The 15,161-nt window shown below is 68.3% G+C and carries 14 protein-coding genes, 1 tRNA gene, 1 other RNA gene and 1 pseudogene; 11 read left to right on the forward strand and 6 right to left on the reverse strand.

The window, feature by feature from the left end; genetic code table 11:
- The coding region (locus A8G15_RS24540) for a transglycosylase family protein (protein ID WP_068165606.1) at positions 1 to 354 on the reverse strand (354 nt) is incomplete at its 3' end.
- Between the two features lie 499 nt (positions 355 to 853).
- Here A8G15_RS24540 and A8G15_RS24545 point away from each other — a divergent pair.
- Positions 854 to 930: transfer RNA gene (locus A8G15_RS24545), tRNA-Met, on the forward strand.
- A gap of 188 nt (positions 931 to 1,118) precedes the next feature.
- On the opposite strand, the gene A8G15_RS24550 is transcribed toward A8G15_RS24545, so the two are convergent.
- The gene (locus A8G15_RS24550) at positions 1,119 to 2,741 is read right to left on the reverse strand and encodes an acyl-CoA synthetase (protein ID WP_068165587.1); all 1,623 of its coding nucleotides are present in this window, start codon (positions 2,739 to 2,741) and stop codon (positions 1,119 to 1,121) included.
- 137 nt (positions 2,742 to 2,878) lie between these two features.
- On the opposite strand from A8G15_RS24550, the gene A8G15_RS24555 reads away from it, so the two are divergent.
- Entirely contained in the window at positions 2,879 to 4,093 is a 1,215-nt protein-coding gene (locus A8G15_RS24555) for a winged helix-turn-helix domain-containing protein (protein WP_068165589.1), read from the forward strand.
- Between the two features lie 103 nt (positions 4,094 to 4,196).
- Positions 4,197 to 4,737: pseudogene (locus A8G15_RS30150) on the forward strand (tryptophan-rich sensory protein); the annotation flags it as partial.
- Positions 4,738 to 4,831: 94 nt separating this feature from the next.
- Here A8G15_RS30150 and A8G15_RS24565 read toward each other — a convergent pair.
- The 3 genes from A8G15_RS24565 to hisN all read right to left on the reverse strand — a co-directional run bounded on the left by A8G15_RS24565 (position 4,832) and on the right by hisN (position 8,385).
- Positions 4,832 to 6,043 carry an acyl-CoA dehydrogenase family protein gene (locus A8G15_RS24565; RefSeq protein ID WP_068165593.1) on the reverse strand — a complete coding sequence of 404 codons (1,212 nt, stop codon included), beginning with the start codon at positions 6,041 to 6,043 and terminating at the stop codon, positions 4,832 to 4,834.
- A gap of 29 nt (positions 6,044 to 6,072) precedes the next feature.
- On the reverse strand, positions 6,073 to 7,488 hold the full coding sequence (locus tag A8G15_RS24570; protein WP_068165609.1) for an acyl-CoA dehydrogenase family protein: 1,416 nt from the start codon (positions 7,486 to 7,488) through the stop codon (positions 6,073 to 6,075).
- 102 nt (positions 7,489 to 7,590) lie between these two features.
- Complete coding sequence (gene hisN / locus A8G15_RS24575) at positions 7,591 to 8,385, reverse strand: histidinol-phosphatase (RefSeq protein ID WP_068165595.1); 795 nt, start codon at positions 8,383 to 8,385, stop codon at positions 7,591 to 7,593.
- A gap of 32 nt (positions 8,386 to 8,417) precedes the next feature.
- Between hisN and prfB the strand changes: the two genes are divergently transcribed.
- From prfB to A8G15_RS24610, 7 genes are all read left to right on the forward strand, one after another.
- A complete protein-coding gene (prfB, locus tag A8G15_RS24580; protein ID WP_068165611.1) occupies positions 8,418 to 9,536 on the forward strand; it encodes a peptide chain release factor 2 in 1,119 nt (372 codons plus the stop codon).
- Between the two features lie 42 nt (positions 9,537 to 9,578).
- A complete protein-coding gene (locus A8G15_RS24585; RefSeq protein WP_082900144.1) occupies positions 9,579 to 10,463 on the forward strand; it encodes a mechanosensitive ion channel family protein in 885 nt (294 codons plus the stop codon).
- A complete protein-coding gene (locus A8G15_RS24590) occupies positions 10,460 to 10,924 on the forward strand; it encodes an Rv3103c transmembrane domain-containing protein (RefSeq protein WP_245687984.1) in 465 nt (154 codons plus the stop codon). The genes A8G15_RS24585 and A8G15_RS24590 overlap by 4 nt, the downstream gene beginning before the upstream one ends.
- Before the next feature lie 35 nt (positions 10,925 to 10,959).
- Entirely contained in the window at positions 10,960 to 11,649 is a 690-nt protein-coding gene (gene ftsE / locus A8G15_RS24595; RefSeq protein ID WP_068165597.1) for a cell division ATP-binding protein FtsE, read from the forward strand.
- 54 nt (positions 11,650 to 11,703) lie between these two features.
- Positions 11,704 to 12,609 (forward strand): permease-like cell division protein FtsX, encoded by a 906-nt coding sequence (gene ftsX, locus A8G15_RS24600; protein ID WP_068165598.1) that lies wholly within the window; start codon positions 11,704 to 11,706, stop codon positions 12,607 to 12,609.
- 68 nt (positions 12,610 to 12,677) lie between these two features.
- Positions 12,678 to 13,154 carry an SsrA-binding protein SmpB gene (smpB, locus tag A8G15_RS24605; protein ID WP_068165616.1) on the forward strand — a complete coding sequence of 159 codons (477 nt, stop codon included), beginning with the start codon at positions 12,678 to 12,680 and terminating at the stop codon, positions 13,152 to 13,154.
- A complete protein-coding gene (locus A8G15_RS24610) occupies positions 13,151 to 14,005 on the forward strand; it encodes a DMT family transporter (protein WP_068165599.1) in 855 nt (284 codons plus the stop codon). The genes smpB and A8G15_RS24610 overlap by 4 nt, the downstream gene beginning before the upstream one ends.
- A gap of 12 nt (positions 14,006 to 14,017) precedes the next feature.
- Here A8G15_RS24610 and A8G15_RS24615 read toward each other — a convergent pair whose 3' ends face one another.
- Entirely contained in the window at positions 14,018 to 14,602 is a 585-nt protein-coding gene (locus tag A8G15_RS24615) for a helix-turn-helix domain-containing protein (RefSeq protein WP_068165604.1), read from the reverse strand.
- A gap of 221 nt (positions 14,603 to 14,823) precedes the next feature.
- Here A8G15_RS24615 and ssrA point away from each other — a divergent pair.
- Positions 14,824 to 15,161, forward strand: a transfer-messenger RNA (tmRNA) gene (gene ssrA / locus A8G15_RS24620); the annotation flags it as partial.

Raw genomic sequence — 15,161 nt, forward strand, 5'->3', positions numbered from 1 at the left:
CTCGGGGGCCGGGGCCGACTCGGTGGTCAGGTACTGCCCGCACACCGGCCAGGCGCCGGGACCCTGGGACTGCAGGGTGTTCTCGGCGACGCGGATCTGCTCCGCCTTCGAGGCGGTGTGGGGGCTTCCGGTGCCGCCGTTCGCGGCCCAGGTGCTCTGCGAGAACTGCAGGCCGCCGTAGTAGCCGTTGCCGGTGTTGATGGCCCAGTTGCCGCCGCTCTCGCACTGCGCGACGCCGTCCCAGTTGTGGGTGGCGGCAGAGGCGGTGCCGGTGGCCATGCCGAGGGGGACGGCGACGAGGGCGCCGGTGACGACGGCCATACCGAGGCCGCGCTTGCTGAACAGAGTGGTCATGCGGGTGGATCCTCTCCGCGCTCGCTGACGGCGGCGGGCCTGGCGTCCTGGTCCGGCACCGGTGTCGGTGCGGGTCGGGAGCGGGTGCGTGTCGTGGCCGCGTCCCTGCCCCTCGAAGGTTTCGTAGGCACCGGATCCTGCGGGGCAGGGTGTCAGCAGCGGCAGTCCGGTGTTGGCCCGGTGGTTTCGGGCCGGGACCGACCGTACAGAGCCCTCGCGCCGCGGTCACCCCACCGGATTCGACGGACGCCTGTCCAACTTCTGAGACACCGAAGGTGAGTTTCCCCAGGTCGCCGTGCAAAAATCACGGGACTCTGCTCGTTCTGTTACATACCCGTTATGTGAAATGAATCATGGGCGAAATGTGTCTCCGGTCACGTGGATCGGTGTCGTCGGAACCCGATTTCCGGTCCGATCGAGTGGAGATCCTCGTCGTTCGAGGTGGCGGCGCAGGCGATTTGCCTTCTGTTCACACGCTCGTGTAACTTCGTTTCTGCAACGCGGGGTGGAGCAGCTCGGTAGCTCGCTGGGCTCATAACCCAGAGGTCGCAGGTTCAAATCCTGTCCCCGCTACCACCGGAAGGCCGGCATCCGAATTCGGATGCCGGCCTTTCCTTTTGCCTGCCCCGTCGTCCACCTCGTCCCGTTCCTCCCTGTGCTTCGAGCGAATGTATCGTTCGATCGATTGAAGGAGACGAGGGATACATTCGCTCGGACAACGCCGGCGGAGCCGGCGGCGGAAGGCCGCCGAATGTCCCGACCCCTCAGATCTCCATGTCGATCAGGACGCGACGCAGCAGCTTTCCGGTCGTGTTGCGGGGAAGTTCGTCCAGGAACACCACATCGCGCGGCACCTTGTATCGCGCGAGGTTCGCCTTGACGAACGCCCTGATGTCGTCGGCGTCGCGTGTCGCTTCGGGCGTCGCGACCACGAAGGCGCGGAGCCTGGCGCCGAACTCCGGATCCTCGACCCCCACGACCGCGGCGTCGAGCACGTCGTCGCGTTCGACGAGCAGATTCTCCACCTCCAGCGGGTACACGTTCTCCCCACCGGAGACGATCATGTCGTCGTCGCGGCCGTCGACGAACAGATATCCGTCGGCGTCCCAGTGGCCCACGCCGCCGGTGGAGAGCAGGCCTCGGATTCGTTCCTTGTCGCGCCCGTCGGTGTATCCCTCGAAACTCAGGCCGCTCGCGACGAAGATCCGGCCGGATACCCCCGGCTCGGTGATGGCGTTTCCTGCATCGTCGAGCAGTTCCACCCGGCACCCGACCGGTGGGCGACCCGCGGTGCCGGGCGCGCGGCGCAGATCCTCCGCGGTCGCCACCGTCGCGACCGCGCACTCGGTCGATCCGTACAGGTTGTGCAGCACGTCGCCGAACGATTCGCGGGTTCGCCGGCACAGGTCGGGGGACAGGGCGGACCCCGCGGCGAAGATGATCTGCAGGCTCGAGGTGTCGAACTCGTCGATCTTCCCCACGCCGAGGTCCAGGATGCGCTGCAGCATGGTGGGGACCACCACCAGCACGTTCGCGCGTTCGCCTTCGATGAGCCGCAGTGTTTCGAGGGGATCGAACCGACGCGGCATGATCACCGTCTGTCCGAGCGCCAGGGCCATCGCCATCTGGGAGACGCCGGTGCCGTGGAAGGCCGGGGCCGCCATGAGCATCCTCTGGCCGCGGCGCAGCGGTACCCGGTCGAGGAACTGGGCCGAGGCGAGCGGGGAGGTCCGGCCGCGGGGTGCGCCCTTCGGGGTTCCGGTGGTGCCGCTGGTGAGGAGTACGAAACTCCCGGGTTCGGACGGCGCCGGGATGGCAGACCGATCGAATTCGGCGAGCAGTGACTCGATCGACGGCGAGCCGGGGACCGCGTCGTCCTGCCACGAGAGGTAGGTGCGTGTGCCCGGCGGGAGTGCCGCGGCGACGTCCGTGAACTCGGAGTCGAAGACGAACGTGCGGATGTTCTCGCGCGTGGCGATGTCCGCGAACTGGCGCGCAGCGAGCCCGGTGTTGAGCATCACCAGTTTCGTGCCGAGCTTCGCCGAGGCGATCATCGTCAGCACCAGGCCGCGGTGGTTGCGGGCCATCACGCCCATCGTCGTTCCGGGTTCGATTCCGTCGGATTGCCACGCGCGCACGAGCGCGTTCGACATGTCTTCGAGCTCTCGGTAGCTCACTTCGCCGCGTTCGTCGACGATGGCGACGGCGTCGAGTCCTCGGGCGGCGTCCGCATGTACCGTCCCCGCGAACGGTCCGTATTTCCTCGCCGCCACGAGCGCTGCGACGCCGTGGTCGAGGCGCGGAAACGGAAGAAGGCCGGCTCGTTGCATCACCCGGATGGAGCCGACGGTGTCCGCTACCTTGCGGGCGAGATCGTTGGCGAACATGCAGCCTCCAGGGGATCACCGATGATGAATCACCATAGTGGTGATCTGTATCACATCATGCGGATTGTCCGAATTCGAGGGGCGAGGCGGTCGACCGGTCGCGAGGCGATGTCGGGGAGCGATGGCACAGTGGACGCGTGCTGGAGTTGACCGCCGACGCGGCCCGACGTGTCGCCCTCGCTGCCCAGGGTTTCGCCGACCGCCGCCCGTCCGGGCGCGTCACCCGTCGTCACGTCCTGCGGGCGGTGCAGCGCACCTCGCTGCTGCAGCTCGACTCGGTTTCGGTCGCGGTCCGCGCGCACTACATGCCGGTGTTCAGCAGGATCGGCAGCTACGACCGCGACCTTCTCGACGCGGCGGCCTGGCAGGACACCGGCCGCGCACCGCGGGCACTCGTCGAATACTGGGCGCACGAGGCCGCGCTGATCCCGGTCGAGGACTGGCCGCTGCTGCGGTGGCGCATGACCCGCTACTCCCACGGCCGGTGGTCGGGGGAGCGGCGTGTGATGGAACGCAATCCGACGCTCGGCCGGGACGTTCTCGACGTCGTCACCGAGGTGGGCGCCGCGACCGCGGGGGACATCGAGCGCCACTTGCGGATCACGCCGCAGGGCCGAGGTGGCCCGTGGTGGGGACGCACCGACACGAAGGTGATCTGTGAGCAGCTCTTCGCGTCCGGCGCGTTGTCCGTCGACCGGCGGGTCGGTTTCATGCGGCACTACGACCTCGCGGAACGGGTTCTTCCCGGCTCGGTGATCGGCGCGGAGATCGACGAGCGCGACGCGGTCCGTGAACTCGTGCGGCGATCGGCCCGCTCGCTCGGCGTGGCCACCGCGGCCGACCTCCGGGACTACTACCGGCTCTCGGCCGAGCAGACCGCGGCGGCCCTGTCGGATCTCGTCGACGACGGCGCGCTCGTCGCGGCCGCCGTCCGCGGCTGGTCCGATCCCGCCTACCTGTATGCGGGCGCCCGGATCCCGCGACGCGCGCACGGCACTGCCCTACTGTGTCCGTTCGATCCGCTCGTCTTCTGCCGGCCGCGCACCGAGCGGCTCTTCGGGTTCCGGTACCGCATCGAGATCTACACGCCCGCGCACAAGCGCGTGCACGGGTACTACGTCTTCCCGTTTCTGCAGGACGGTGAGCTGACCGCCCGGGTGGATCTGAAAGCGGACCGCGCCGCCGATGCCCTCCGGGTGCCGGGCGCGTTCGTCGAACCCGGCCGCGACGTGGGAGAGGTCGCCGAATCCCTCGCCGTCGAACTGCGGGAGATGGCGACGTGGCTGGGCCTGTCCGACGTGGTGATCGGGGATCGGGGCGACCTGGTCGCCGAGCTCGCGCCGCGGGTCTGATGCTGCTCCGAGCTCGTCGCTGGTTTCGTGGATGCGGAGAACGGGCATCTCGGATGCCACGACGCCCCCCCGATTCCACTAGCTCGACGCCCGACACGATCGGATCGGGGCAGTGGTGGTGTGCTCGTTCCTCGGCTCGGGCGCGGGTGCCGGAACCCCCGTGTCGGAAGCGGCCGGGGGAGCGTTGTCGTCCGACGCGACGGCCGTTGCGCCCGGTGGCGCGGCCTTCTCGATCTGGACGCTCATCTACCTCGGGCTGATCGGACTCGCGGTGTGGCAGGCGCTGCCGGGGCACCGCGCGAACGCGCGGCAGCGGCAGGCGGGATGGTGGATCGCGGCGTCGATGCTGCTGAACGCGACGTGGATCCTGGCGGTGCAGTTCGATCTGGTGGGTCAGCGTCGTGGCGATCGTGGTGCTGCTCGCCGTCCTCGCACGGATCTTCGTGCTGCTCTGCGCAACCCGGCCCGGATCCCGGCCGGAGGCGGTGCTGGTGGACGGCGCCATGTTCGTCTATCTGGGGTGGGTTGCGGTCGCGACGGTGGCGAACGTCGCGGCGGCGTTGCAGGCCGACGGCGTCGACCCGCTGGGTCTCGGTGCCGACACCTGGGCGGTGACGGTCCTGGCGCTGGTGGCCGCGGTTTCGGGAGCACGGCCGCGACAGAACGGGACCGGCCCGGACCGCAGAAGCGGTCCGGGCCGGGGTTCCCCTGGGGCGCAGTCTTTTCCGGTGAGGAAGTCTACTTCAGCTCGGACGACGACTTGCCGAGCAGGCGTCGTGCCACGATGAGCTGCTGGATCTGCTGGGTGCCCTCGAAGATGTCGAGGATCTTCGAGTCGCGCGCCCACTTCTCGAGCAGCGGACGCTCCGAATAACCGTAGGTGCCGGCGAGCTCGACCGCCTTGAGCGACACCGCGGTTCCGGTCCGGCCTGCCTTCGCCTTCGAGATGGACGCCTCGAGTGAGTTCGGCTTCTTGTTGTCGGCCATCCAGGTGGCGCGTAGCGCCAGCAGGTACGCTGCTTCCCAATCCGCCTCGAGCGCAAGGAATTCGGCGGCCGCGGCATGCTGGTTGTTCGCCGGAATGTCGTAGGACACCTCGACGCCGGCCTCGGACAGGATCGCGCGCAGCTCCTCGAGCACGGCCCGTCCGAGACCGATCGCCATGCCGGCGACGATGGGGCGGGTGTTGTCGAAGGTCTGCATGACGCCCGCGAACCCCTGCTCGACGTTCACCTCGGGAGAGCCGAGGATGTTGTCCTTGGGGATGCGGCAGTCCTGCAGCAGCAGCACCGCGGTATCGGACGCCTTGATGCCGAGCTTGTGTTCGAGCCGGGCGACGCTCAGGCCCGGGGCCTCGCGCGGCACCACGAACGACTTGATCGCGGCGCGGCCCTTGGACTTGTCGACGCTGGCCCACACGACGATGTGCGTCGAACGTTCACCGGCGGTGACGAAGATCTTCTCGCCGTTGAGGACCCACTCGTCGCCGTCGAGGACGGCGGTGGCGGTCACCGCCGCCGAGTCGGACCCGAAACTCGGTTCGGTGATCGCCATGGACGCCCACACCTTGCCGAACCGCTCGAGCTGCTCGTCGGTGGCGACCGCGGCGATCGCCGAGTTGCCCAGGCCCTGGTATGGGATGGACAGGGTCAGGCCGACATCGCCCCAGCAGGTTTCGATGACGTTGAGCAGCCCGGCCATGTTGCCGCCGTTGGCGTTTCCGTCGGCCGGCTTCTTTGCCTTGTCGTCGCGGCCGAGCGCCGCACCGGCGGCGCCCTGCCCGGAGTCGTTGAGGCCCTCGACCATCGCGGCCATCGTGTCGAGCTCGACGGGGTACACGTGCTCGGCCAGATCGTACTTGCGGGAGACCGGGCGGAAGATCTGCGCGGCGACCTGGTGAGCCTGATTGGCGGAGGCCTTGAGCTTCTTGGGAAGTTCGAGATTGATCATCTACAGGTTCCTTGTTCGGGTCGGACCGCTCAGATGAGGACGATGCCCTCGGCGACGCCGACGGCACGCAGGTCGCGGTACCAGCGCTCGACGGGATGTTCCTTGGTGAAACCGTGGCCACCGAGCAGCTGCACGCCGTCGAGGCCGATCTGCATGCCCTTGTCGGTGGCGAGCTTGCGCGCCAGCGCCGCCTCGCGGCCGAACGACAGGCCCTGTTCCGCGCGGGCCGCGCCGCGCAGGGTGACGAGGCGGATGCCGTCGAGTTCGATCTTGATGTTGGCGACCATGAACGCCACGGCCTGCCGGTGGCTGATCGGCTCGCCGAACGCCTCGCGTTCGTTGACGTACGGGATCACGTAGTCGAGCACGGCCTGACCGGTACCCATCGCGAGCGACGCCCAGCCCAGGCGTGCGAGACGAACCGCATCGGCGTACTGCTCGGCGCGCACGTCGGCGGCAGCGGGGTCGAGCGCGTCGGTGCCGTCCGACCCGAGCAGCGCCGACTGCGGCACCGCGACATGGGTCAGGTGCAGACGGCCCAGGCCCGCCGCGCGCAGACCCATGCTGGGGTCGGCTTCGACGACGACGCCCTTGCCCTTGGCCTCGACGATGAACAGCGCCGGGCGGCCGTCGAGTTCGGCGGCGACGACGAACAGCTCGGCGCTGCCCGCGGCCGGCACGAGGGCCTTGACGCCGTTGAGCCGGTAGCCGCTGGGGGAGCGCACCGCCTTGGTCTCCAGCGCGAACGGATCGAACAGGGCGCGCGGTTCTGCGATGACTACGGAGGCCTGCGGCACGTCGTCGCTCGCGAACGCGGGCAGGTAGGTCTTCTGCTGCTCGTCGCTGCCCCACTGGGTGAGCGCGACGGCGACGCCGCTGGGCGCGAGGATCGGCAGGGCCAGGCCCATGTCGCCGTGCGCGAGGGCTTCGGCGACGAGTGCGTTGGTGACGGTGCCGCGCTCGGTGGCGGCGCCCTCGAAGGCCTCGGGAACGTTGACGAGGGTGATGCCGAGTTCGGCGGCGCGTGCGAGCAGGTCGGCGGGTGCGGCGGCCGCTGCGTCGGCGTCGTGTGCGGCCGGCCGGAGGATCTCGGCGGCGAATTCGCGGACGGTCTCGGCGATCATCTGCTGATCGTCGGTGGGGGTCAGGTCGAAGAAGTCGGTGTTCTTCGGGGTGTCGAGGCGCTGCGGCGTGCCGCCACCGGAAACCTGCTTGAACGCGCGTGTCGCGGCGCCGAGGGTCTTGAAGCCGGTCTTCGTGGACTGGTACGTGGCCCGGTCGATGGCCTGGCGGAAGTTGTAGCGATCTGCCAGTTCCGAACCGGTGATCCGCGAGAGCACGCGCATCGCGGCGCCCATGGCGTCCCGCTTGATCGGGTTCAGGCCGACCGCAGACGTATCGCGTCGGGCGTTCCGGGCCACACTGTCTTGCTTGCTCATGATCACCAGAAGTCTCTCGAGGGGATCGGACCCCACGAACCTTACTCCGGAGTAAGTTGAGTGTCTACTCCGGAGTAAGAAAGAGTCCAGGTGCGTCCCCGACGCAGATCAGCGAGCCGGGCGCAGCCTCGCGAGCACGTCGTCGTGCAGCGCCGAATTGGTCGCGACGGCGCTACCGCCGTGCGGACCGTCCACCCCTTCGACGCTGGTGAAACGACCCCCCGCCTCGCGGACCAGCACATCGAGTGCCGCCAGATCCCACAGCGACACCTCCGGCTCGAGCGCGATGTCCAGCGCGCCCTCCGCGAGCAGGCAGTACGAGAAGAAGTCGCCGTACGCGCGGACCCGCCACACGTCGTCGGTCAGGGCGACGAACTCCTCGCGCAGCCCGCGGTCGCGCCAGCCCGACAGGCTCGAGAAGCTCAGCGACGCCGACGCCGTCTGCGCGACCCCCGAGACCCCGATCCGACGCGGCGCGGCGCCGGCGAAGGACGTCCACGCGCCCTGCCCGGCCACCGCCCACCACCGGCGGTTCAGTGCCGGGGCGCTCACCACGCCGACCACCGGCACGCCGTCGTCGAGCAGTGCGATCAGGCTCGCCCACACCGGTACGCCCCGCACGAAGTTCTTCGTTCCGTCGATGGGGTCCACCACCCACTGGCGGCCCTCGAACACGGCGTCGCCGCCGAACTCTTCGCCGAGCACCGCGTCCGCAGGCCGCTCGGACCCCAGGACGTCGCGGACCAGCCGTTCGACCGCAAGATCCGCATCGGACACCGGGGTCAGATCCGGCTTGTCGCTCACCTTCAGATCCAGCGCGCCGAAGCGATCGCGGGTGACGGCGTCCGCCTCGTCGGCGATACGCAGGGCGAGGTCCAGGTCGGCGGTGAAGTCGGTGGTCATGCACAGAACGCTAGCCGGTAACCTTGGCAATCGTGCATCCCGATGTTTCCGCAGACCTGGCCGAGCTCGCGACCACCCTCGAGACCGTGGAGACGGTCCTCGACGTGGAGGAGCTGCGACGTCGAATCGACGAGCTCGAGCACCAGGCGGCCGACCCGGAGCTGTGGAACGACCAGGAACACGCGCAGCGGGTCACCAGCCAGCTCTCGCACGCGCAGGGCGAACTGCGCCGGGTCGAGGAACTGCGCTCACGGCTCGACGACCTGCCGGTGCTCTACGAACTCGCCGAGGGCGAGGAAGGCGACGACCGTGCCGCTGCACTCGCCGACGCGGACGCCGAGCGCGCGTCCCTGCGAACCGACATCGAGGCGATGGAAGTGCGCACGCTGCTGTCGGGCGAGTACGACCAGCGCGATGCACTCGTCAACATCCGCGCGGGGGCCGGTGGCGTCGACGCCGCCGACTGGGCCGAGATGCTCATGCGCATGTACATCCGCTGGGCCGACAAGCACGGCTACGGCGTCGAGGTCTACGACACGTCCTACGCGGAAGAGGCCGGCATCAAGTCGGCGACCTTCGCGATCAAGGCGCCCTACACATACGGCACGTTGTCCGTCGAGATGGGCACCCACCGCCTCGTGCGCATCAGCCCGTTCGACAACCAGGGCCGCCGCCAGACCTCGTTCGCCGAGGTCGAGGTGCTGCCCGTGGTCGAGACCACCGACCACATCGACATCGACGAGAACGACGTGCGCGTCGACGTGTACCGCTCGTCGGGTCCCGGTGGCCAGTCGGTCAACACCACCGACTCCGCCGTACGCCTCACGCACATCCCCACCGGTATCGTCGTGACCTGTCAGAACGAGAAGTCGCAGCTGCAGAACAAGGTGTCGGCGATGCGCGTGCTGCAGGCCAAGCTGCTCGAACGCAAGCGCCAGGAGGAGCGGGCCGAGATGGACGCCCTCAAGGGCGACGGCGGCAGCTCGTGGGGCAACCAGATGCGTTCCTACGTGCTGCACCCGTACCAGATGGTCAAGGACCTGCGCACCGAGTACGAGGTCAACAACCCGTCCTCGGTCCTCGACGGCGAGATCGACGGATTCCTCGAAGAGGGCATCCGCTGGCGCATGCGCGAGAACCAGAACCAGTGACCGCTCGATCCGGTGACCGATAGACCCCAGGGAGGATGACCTCTGTTTCCCGGTAGAACTCTGCTCGATTGGCTGACCAGCAACGGTCTGCTCATCGCACTGACGGTGCTCGGCGCCGTCATCATCGCCCGGTTCGTCAGCTGGGTGGGGAATCGGATCACCCGGAACATCGACGAGAAATACCAGGAGTCCGACGACCTGGTCCGCTCGGAGGCATCGAAGCATCGGCATTCGGTGGCGCAGGTCGTGCGCTGGGTGGTCATCACGTTCATCTACATCGTGGCGACCCTGAAGGTCTTCGACTACCTGCAGCTGCCGATCGGCAGCCTCGTCGCGCCGGCGACCGTTCTCGGTGCCGCGCTCGGTTTCGGTGCGCAGCGCATCGTGCAGGACATCCTCGCAGGGTTCTTCATCATCACCGAACGCCAGTACGGTTTCGGCGACACCGTGCAGATCTCGGTCACGGGCTCGTCACAGGATGCGGTCGGCACCATCGAGAACGTCACGTTGCGGGTCACCCGTCTGCGCAACTCGGCCGGTGAGGTCATCATCGTGCCCAACGGCCAGATCAACAAGGCGATCAACCTGTCGAAGGACTGGGCGCGCGCGGTCATCGACGTGCCGGTGCCCGTCTCCGCCGACATCTCGGAGGTCAACGAGATCCTGCACGACGTCGGTGTCGCCGCCTACAAGGACTCGAAGTTGCGCGAACTGCTGCTCGACGAACCGAGTGTGATGGGTGTCGAGAGCCTCGAGGTCGACCAGGTCAGCATCCGGGTGGTGGCCCGCACGCTGCCCGGCAAGCAGTTCCAGGTCGGCCGTGCGCTGCGTGCGCGCATCGCGGCCGCACTGCGACGGAAGGGCATCACCGTCACCCCGCAACTCGACACCGTCTCCGTCGTCGACCGAGCAGGGGTGGACGCATGAACGACGGCAACACCGGCGAGACCCCGGTCGTGGCGGCACGCAAGCGGTTCAAGATCCCGAACCGGCTCTTCGGCGGCAGGCTCCGCACCACCACGGTGGCGATGTGCGTCGCCTGGTTCGGCCTGTGGATGCTCTACCTCTACCTCAACCAGGACGACGAGCAGACGCCGGCGCCGCAGGGGGCGGTCGTGATCTCCGATACCCCCTATGTGCCGTACGTGCCGCCCGCCGACCCGACGACCGCGCCGAGCACGGTGCCCGAAACCACGGGCACCACGGCGCCGACCACCGCGGGCACCCCGACCTCGATACCGACGACGACGGCACCGCCGGTCACCACCACCGCGCCCACGACGACGCAGACACCGCTGTTCCGTCTGCCGGAGATCCCCGGTATCCCGGGGCTCGAGGGCGGGAACGGCGGTGACGGCACCGGAGGCACCGACGCTCCCGGCCAATAGGTCACTGTCGGGTAACGAACCGCTAGCATGGCGTCGTGATCCGCCTGGAGAATGTGTCCAAGTCGTACAAGACGTCCACCCGGCCCGCTCTGGACAACGTCAGTGTCGAGATCGGCAAGGGCGAATTCGTGTTCCTCATCGGACCGTCGGGCTCCGGCAAGTCGACGTTCCTGCGGCTGCTGCTGCGTGAGGAGACCCCGACAGGGGGCGATGTCCACGTCGCCGACTTCCACGTCAACAAGCTCTCCGGGCGGCGTGTGCCGAAGCTGCGGCAATCCCTCGGCTGCGTCTTCCAGGACTTCCGGCTGTTGCAGCAGAAGACGGTCGCCGAGAACGTCGCCTTCGCGCTCGAGGTGATCGGCAAACCACGCGCGATCATCGAACGTACGGTGCCCGAGGTGCTCGACCTCGTCGGACTGTCCGGCAAGGCGGACCGGCTGCCCGGGGAACTGTCCGGCGGCGAGCAACAGCGCGTCGCGATCGCACGGGCCTTCGTGAACCGGCCGCTGGTACTCATGGCCGACGAGCCGACCGGCAACCTGGATCCCGAGACCAGCCAGGACATCATGATGCTGCTCGAACGGATCAACCGCACCGGCACCACGGTCCTCATGGCCACCCACGACCACCACATCGTCGACTCCATGCGCCGGCGCGTCGTCGAACTCGACCTCGGCCGGGTGGTCCGCGACGAAGCGCGCGGCGTGTACGGCGTCGGCCGCTAGCCGGCACCGGCCCCCAGCTCTCGACCGCCCGGCAACCGAAGGACTTCCCACCCGATGCGAGCAAGCTTCCTGTTCAGCGAGGTCGTCACCGGCCTGCGCCGCAACCTCACCATGACCATCGCGATGATCCTGACCACCGCGATCTCCCTCGGCCTGTTCGGTGCCGGTCTGCTCGTCGTCCAGATGGCGGACAAGACCCAGCGCATCTTCCTCGACCGGGTGGAAGTGCAGTTGTTCCTCACCGACGACATCTCGACGCTCGATCCCGACTGCGAGCAGGACATCTGCCGCACCCTGCGTGCCGACCTCGAGAACACGCCGTCGGTGGTGTCGGTGCAGTACCTCAACCGTGAGGACGCCGTTGCCGACGCGACCGAACGTGTCTTCAAGGACCAGCCGGAGCTCGCCGAACTGGTGAGCGCCGACAGCTTCCCTGCGTCGTTCAAGGTCAAGCTGTCGGACCCGGACCGGTTCGGGGTCATCCAGGACGAGTTCGGCTCCCGGCCGGGTGTGGAGAGCGTGCTGAACCAGAAGGATCTGGTCGAGCGGCTGTTCAGCGTGCTGTCCGGGGTCCGCAACGCGGCGTTCGCGATCGCGGTCGTGCAGGCCGTCGCCGCGATCCTGCTCATCGCCAACATGGTGCAGATCGCGGCCTTCACCCGCCGCACCGAGGTCGGCATCATGCGCCTGGTCGGCGCGACCCGCTGGTATACCCAGCTGCCGTTCCTGCTCGAGGCGGTCGTCGCCGCGGTGATCGGCGCGGCCCTGGCGATCGCGGCGCTGTTCACCGCGAAGAGCGCGTTCATCGACGACGTGCTCGCCGACGTGTACGACGCGAACATCGTCGCCCGCATCACCACCAGCGACGTGCTGCTGGTCTCGCCGATCCTCGTCATCGTCGGTGTCGGAATGGCCGCGATCACCGCGTACGCCACGCTGCGCCTGTACGTGCGCGAATAACGGTTTGCCGGAGTTCCTATGCTGGACAGTGTTCTGTTCGATCGATCGTGGACCGGAAAGGCCTGCACGTGAAGGAGAAGGGCCGGAAGGTCATCGCGACCAACCGCAAGGCACGCCACAACTACACCATCCTCGACACCTACGAGGCCGGCATCGCCCTCGTCGGCACCGAGGTCAAGAGCCTGCGCGAGAGCAAGGCGTCGCTCGTCGACGCGTTCGCGACCGTCGACGACGGCGAGGTCTGGCTGCGCGGACTGCACATACCCGAGTACGGCCACGGCACGTGGACCAACCACTCGCCGCGACGCACCCGCAAGTTGCTGCTGCATCGCCGGGAGATCGACGCGCTCGTCGGCAAGTCCCGTGAGGGCAACCAGACGCTGGTCCCGCTGTCGATGTATTTCTCCGACGGCAAGGTCAAGGTGGAACTGGCGCTCGCGAAGGGCAAGCAGGACTACGACAAGCGCCAGGACATCGCGCGCCGCACCGCCGAACGCGAAGTCACCCGGGAACTGGGCCGGCGGGTGAAGGGCATGAGCCGCTGACCGCAGTCGTCCTCGCGCTGGTCGCCGCGGTCGGCTACGGCGTCAGCGACTTCGTCGGAGGGGTGGCGTCCCGTCGCGTCGCGGCGCTCCGATTCGTGATCGCGTCGTATCCGCTGTCGCTGCTGCTCGTGCTCGCCGTCGCACCGCTGGCAGGCGGGCAGATCACCGGGTCGTCCCTGGCGTGGGGTGCGGCCGCCGGGGTCGCCGGTGGCGTCGCGATCTGGTGGTTCTACCAGGCTCTCGCCGAGGGTCCGATGTCCGTGGTGTCACCGGTGACCGCCCTGCTCGTCGCCGGTATCCCGGTGCTCGTCGGGTTCGCGCTGGGGGAGCGGCCCGGACCGCTCGCCTACGTCGGGATCGCGCTGGCGCTGATCGCCGTGGTGCTGGTCAGCCGCGAATCCGATGAAAACGTGGCGGGGGGCGGGCACCCGCGGTTCACCGCCCGGGTGGCGTGGCTGACGGTCGCGTCCGGTGTCGCCTTCGCGTTGATGTTCGTGGCGATGCACAAGGTGCCGGACGGAACCGGGCTGTGGCCGCTGGCGGCGTCGCGGCTGACGGCCTCGCTCGTGGTCGGCGCGGTCGCATTGGGGACCGGGATGCTCGTGCGTCCGCCCCGGCAGCTGTGGCCGTTCATCGCCGGGGTGGCGGTACTCGACGTCGTCGCCAACGCCGCGCTCATGTTCGCGTTCCAGCACGGCATGCTGTCGCTGGTCAGCGTGATCGGCGCGCTCTATCCTGCCGCGACGGTGCTGCTTGCCACGACGGTGCTCGGCGAGCACGTCGGCTCCGACCGGCGGATCGGCATGGTGCTGGCCGTCGCGGCGGTCGCGATGATCACCGTCGCGGCCTGACGTCGCTGCGAGCTAACTCCGCTGCGAGCCCGCGCCGCGGCTGCTGGCACGCAGATGGATGCGTTCGCCCTGCTTGCCGAACAGGGTGAGCAGTTCGACGGGCCGGTCGTCGGCCGGCCCCATCCAGTGTGGGATGCGGGTGTCGAACTCGGCGGCCTCCCCGGCCGTCATGGTGAGCTCCCGGTCGCCGAGGATCAGCCGCAGGCGACCCGAGAGCACGTAGAACCACTCGAAACCCTCGTGGCTGCGCGGCTCGGGGAGTGCCGTGTCGGGCGCGAGGATCATCTTGTAGGCCTGCAGATTCCCGGGTTGACGGGTCAGCGGGATGATCGTCTGCGATCCGACGGTCCGCGGCCGCGCTGTCACGCGCGGATCCCCGATCTCCGGTCCGACCAGTTCGTCGAGTGTGACGCGGTAGGCCGCGGCGACGGGGAGCAGCAGGTCCAGCGTTGCTCGTCTGAGTCCCGATTCGAGCCGGGACAGGGTGCTCACCGAGATGCCGGTGTCCTCGGACAGATCCTGCAATGTGATGTCCCGGTCCTGACGCAGGGCTTTCAGGCGCGGTCCGATCGCGGCCAGGCGCGCGGTGAGATCCATGTGACCAGCATGCCGCCTGATTGCCGGTACAGCAAACACCATTGCCGAATCCGTACCCATGTGGTCGAGGCCGGCGGGGAGCCGGGGGCGACCGACGCTGCGTCCACCCCGGCTTCCCGCCCGATGTGAGACGCGTCATGTGCACGCGCCGGAAAATGGGAATGACAGCACCCGGATCGGACGTTACAGTGGGTAGTCCTGCGAGAGTCGCAGGTACGTACGGGGCTGAACGGTTTCGACTGCGTACGTTCAACCAGGGGAAGCGTGTCGGTGCAGGCAAGAGACCACCGTAAGCGTCATTGCAACCAATTAAGCGCCGAGTCCACTCAGCGCGAGTACGCCCTCGCTGCCTGATCAGCGATAGCGTCTCTGTCAGCCCGGGTTCGCTCCCGACCCGGATCCTGGCATCGACTAGGGAGCTCTACCGTTCGACTCGGTCACGGAGTCGGGCGGGACATCAAACAGTGACTGGGATCGTCATCTCGGCTGGTTCGCGAGACCGGGAGATCCAAGCAGAGACATAGCGAACTGCACACGGAGAAGCCCTGGTGAGGCGGCG

Source organism: Rhodococcus phenolicus (assembly GCF_001646785.1).
Taxonomy (GTDB): domain Bacteria; phylum Actinomycetota; class Actinomycetes; order Mycobacteriales; family Mycobacteriaceae; genus Rhodococcus; species Rhodococcus phenolicus.

Coding starts and splice junctions, on each gene's coding strand:
- ftsX (WP_068165598.1), top strand. CDS start 11,704: ATGCGAGCAAGCTTCCTGTTCAGCGAGGTCGTCACCGGCCTGCGCCGC.
- A8G15_RS24590 (WP_245687984.1), top strand. CDS start 10,460: ATGAACGACGGCAACACCGGCGAGACCCCGGTCGTGGCGGCACGCAAG.
- A8G15_RS24550 (WP_068165587.1), bottom strand. CDS start 2,741: ATGTTCGCCAACGATCTCGCCCGCAAGGTAGCGGACACCGTCGGCTCC.
- A8G15_RS24615 (WP_068165604.1), bottom strand. CDS start 14,602: ATGGATCTCACCGCGCGCCTGGCCGCGATCGGACCGCGCCTGAAAGCC.
- A8G15_RS24565 (WP_068165593.1), bottom strand. CDS start 6,043: ATGATCAATCTCGAACTTCCCAAGAAGCTCAAGGCCTCCGCCAATCAG.
- hisN (WP_068165595.1), bottom strand. CDS start 8,385: ATGACCACCGACTTCACCGCCGACCTGGACCTCGCCCTGCGTATCGCC.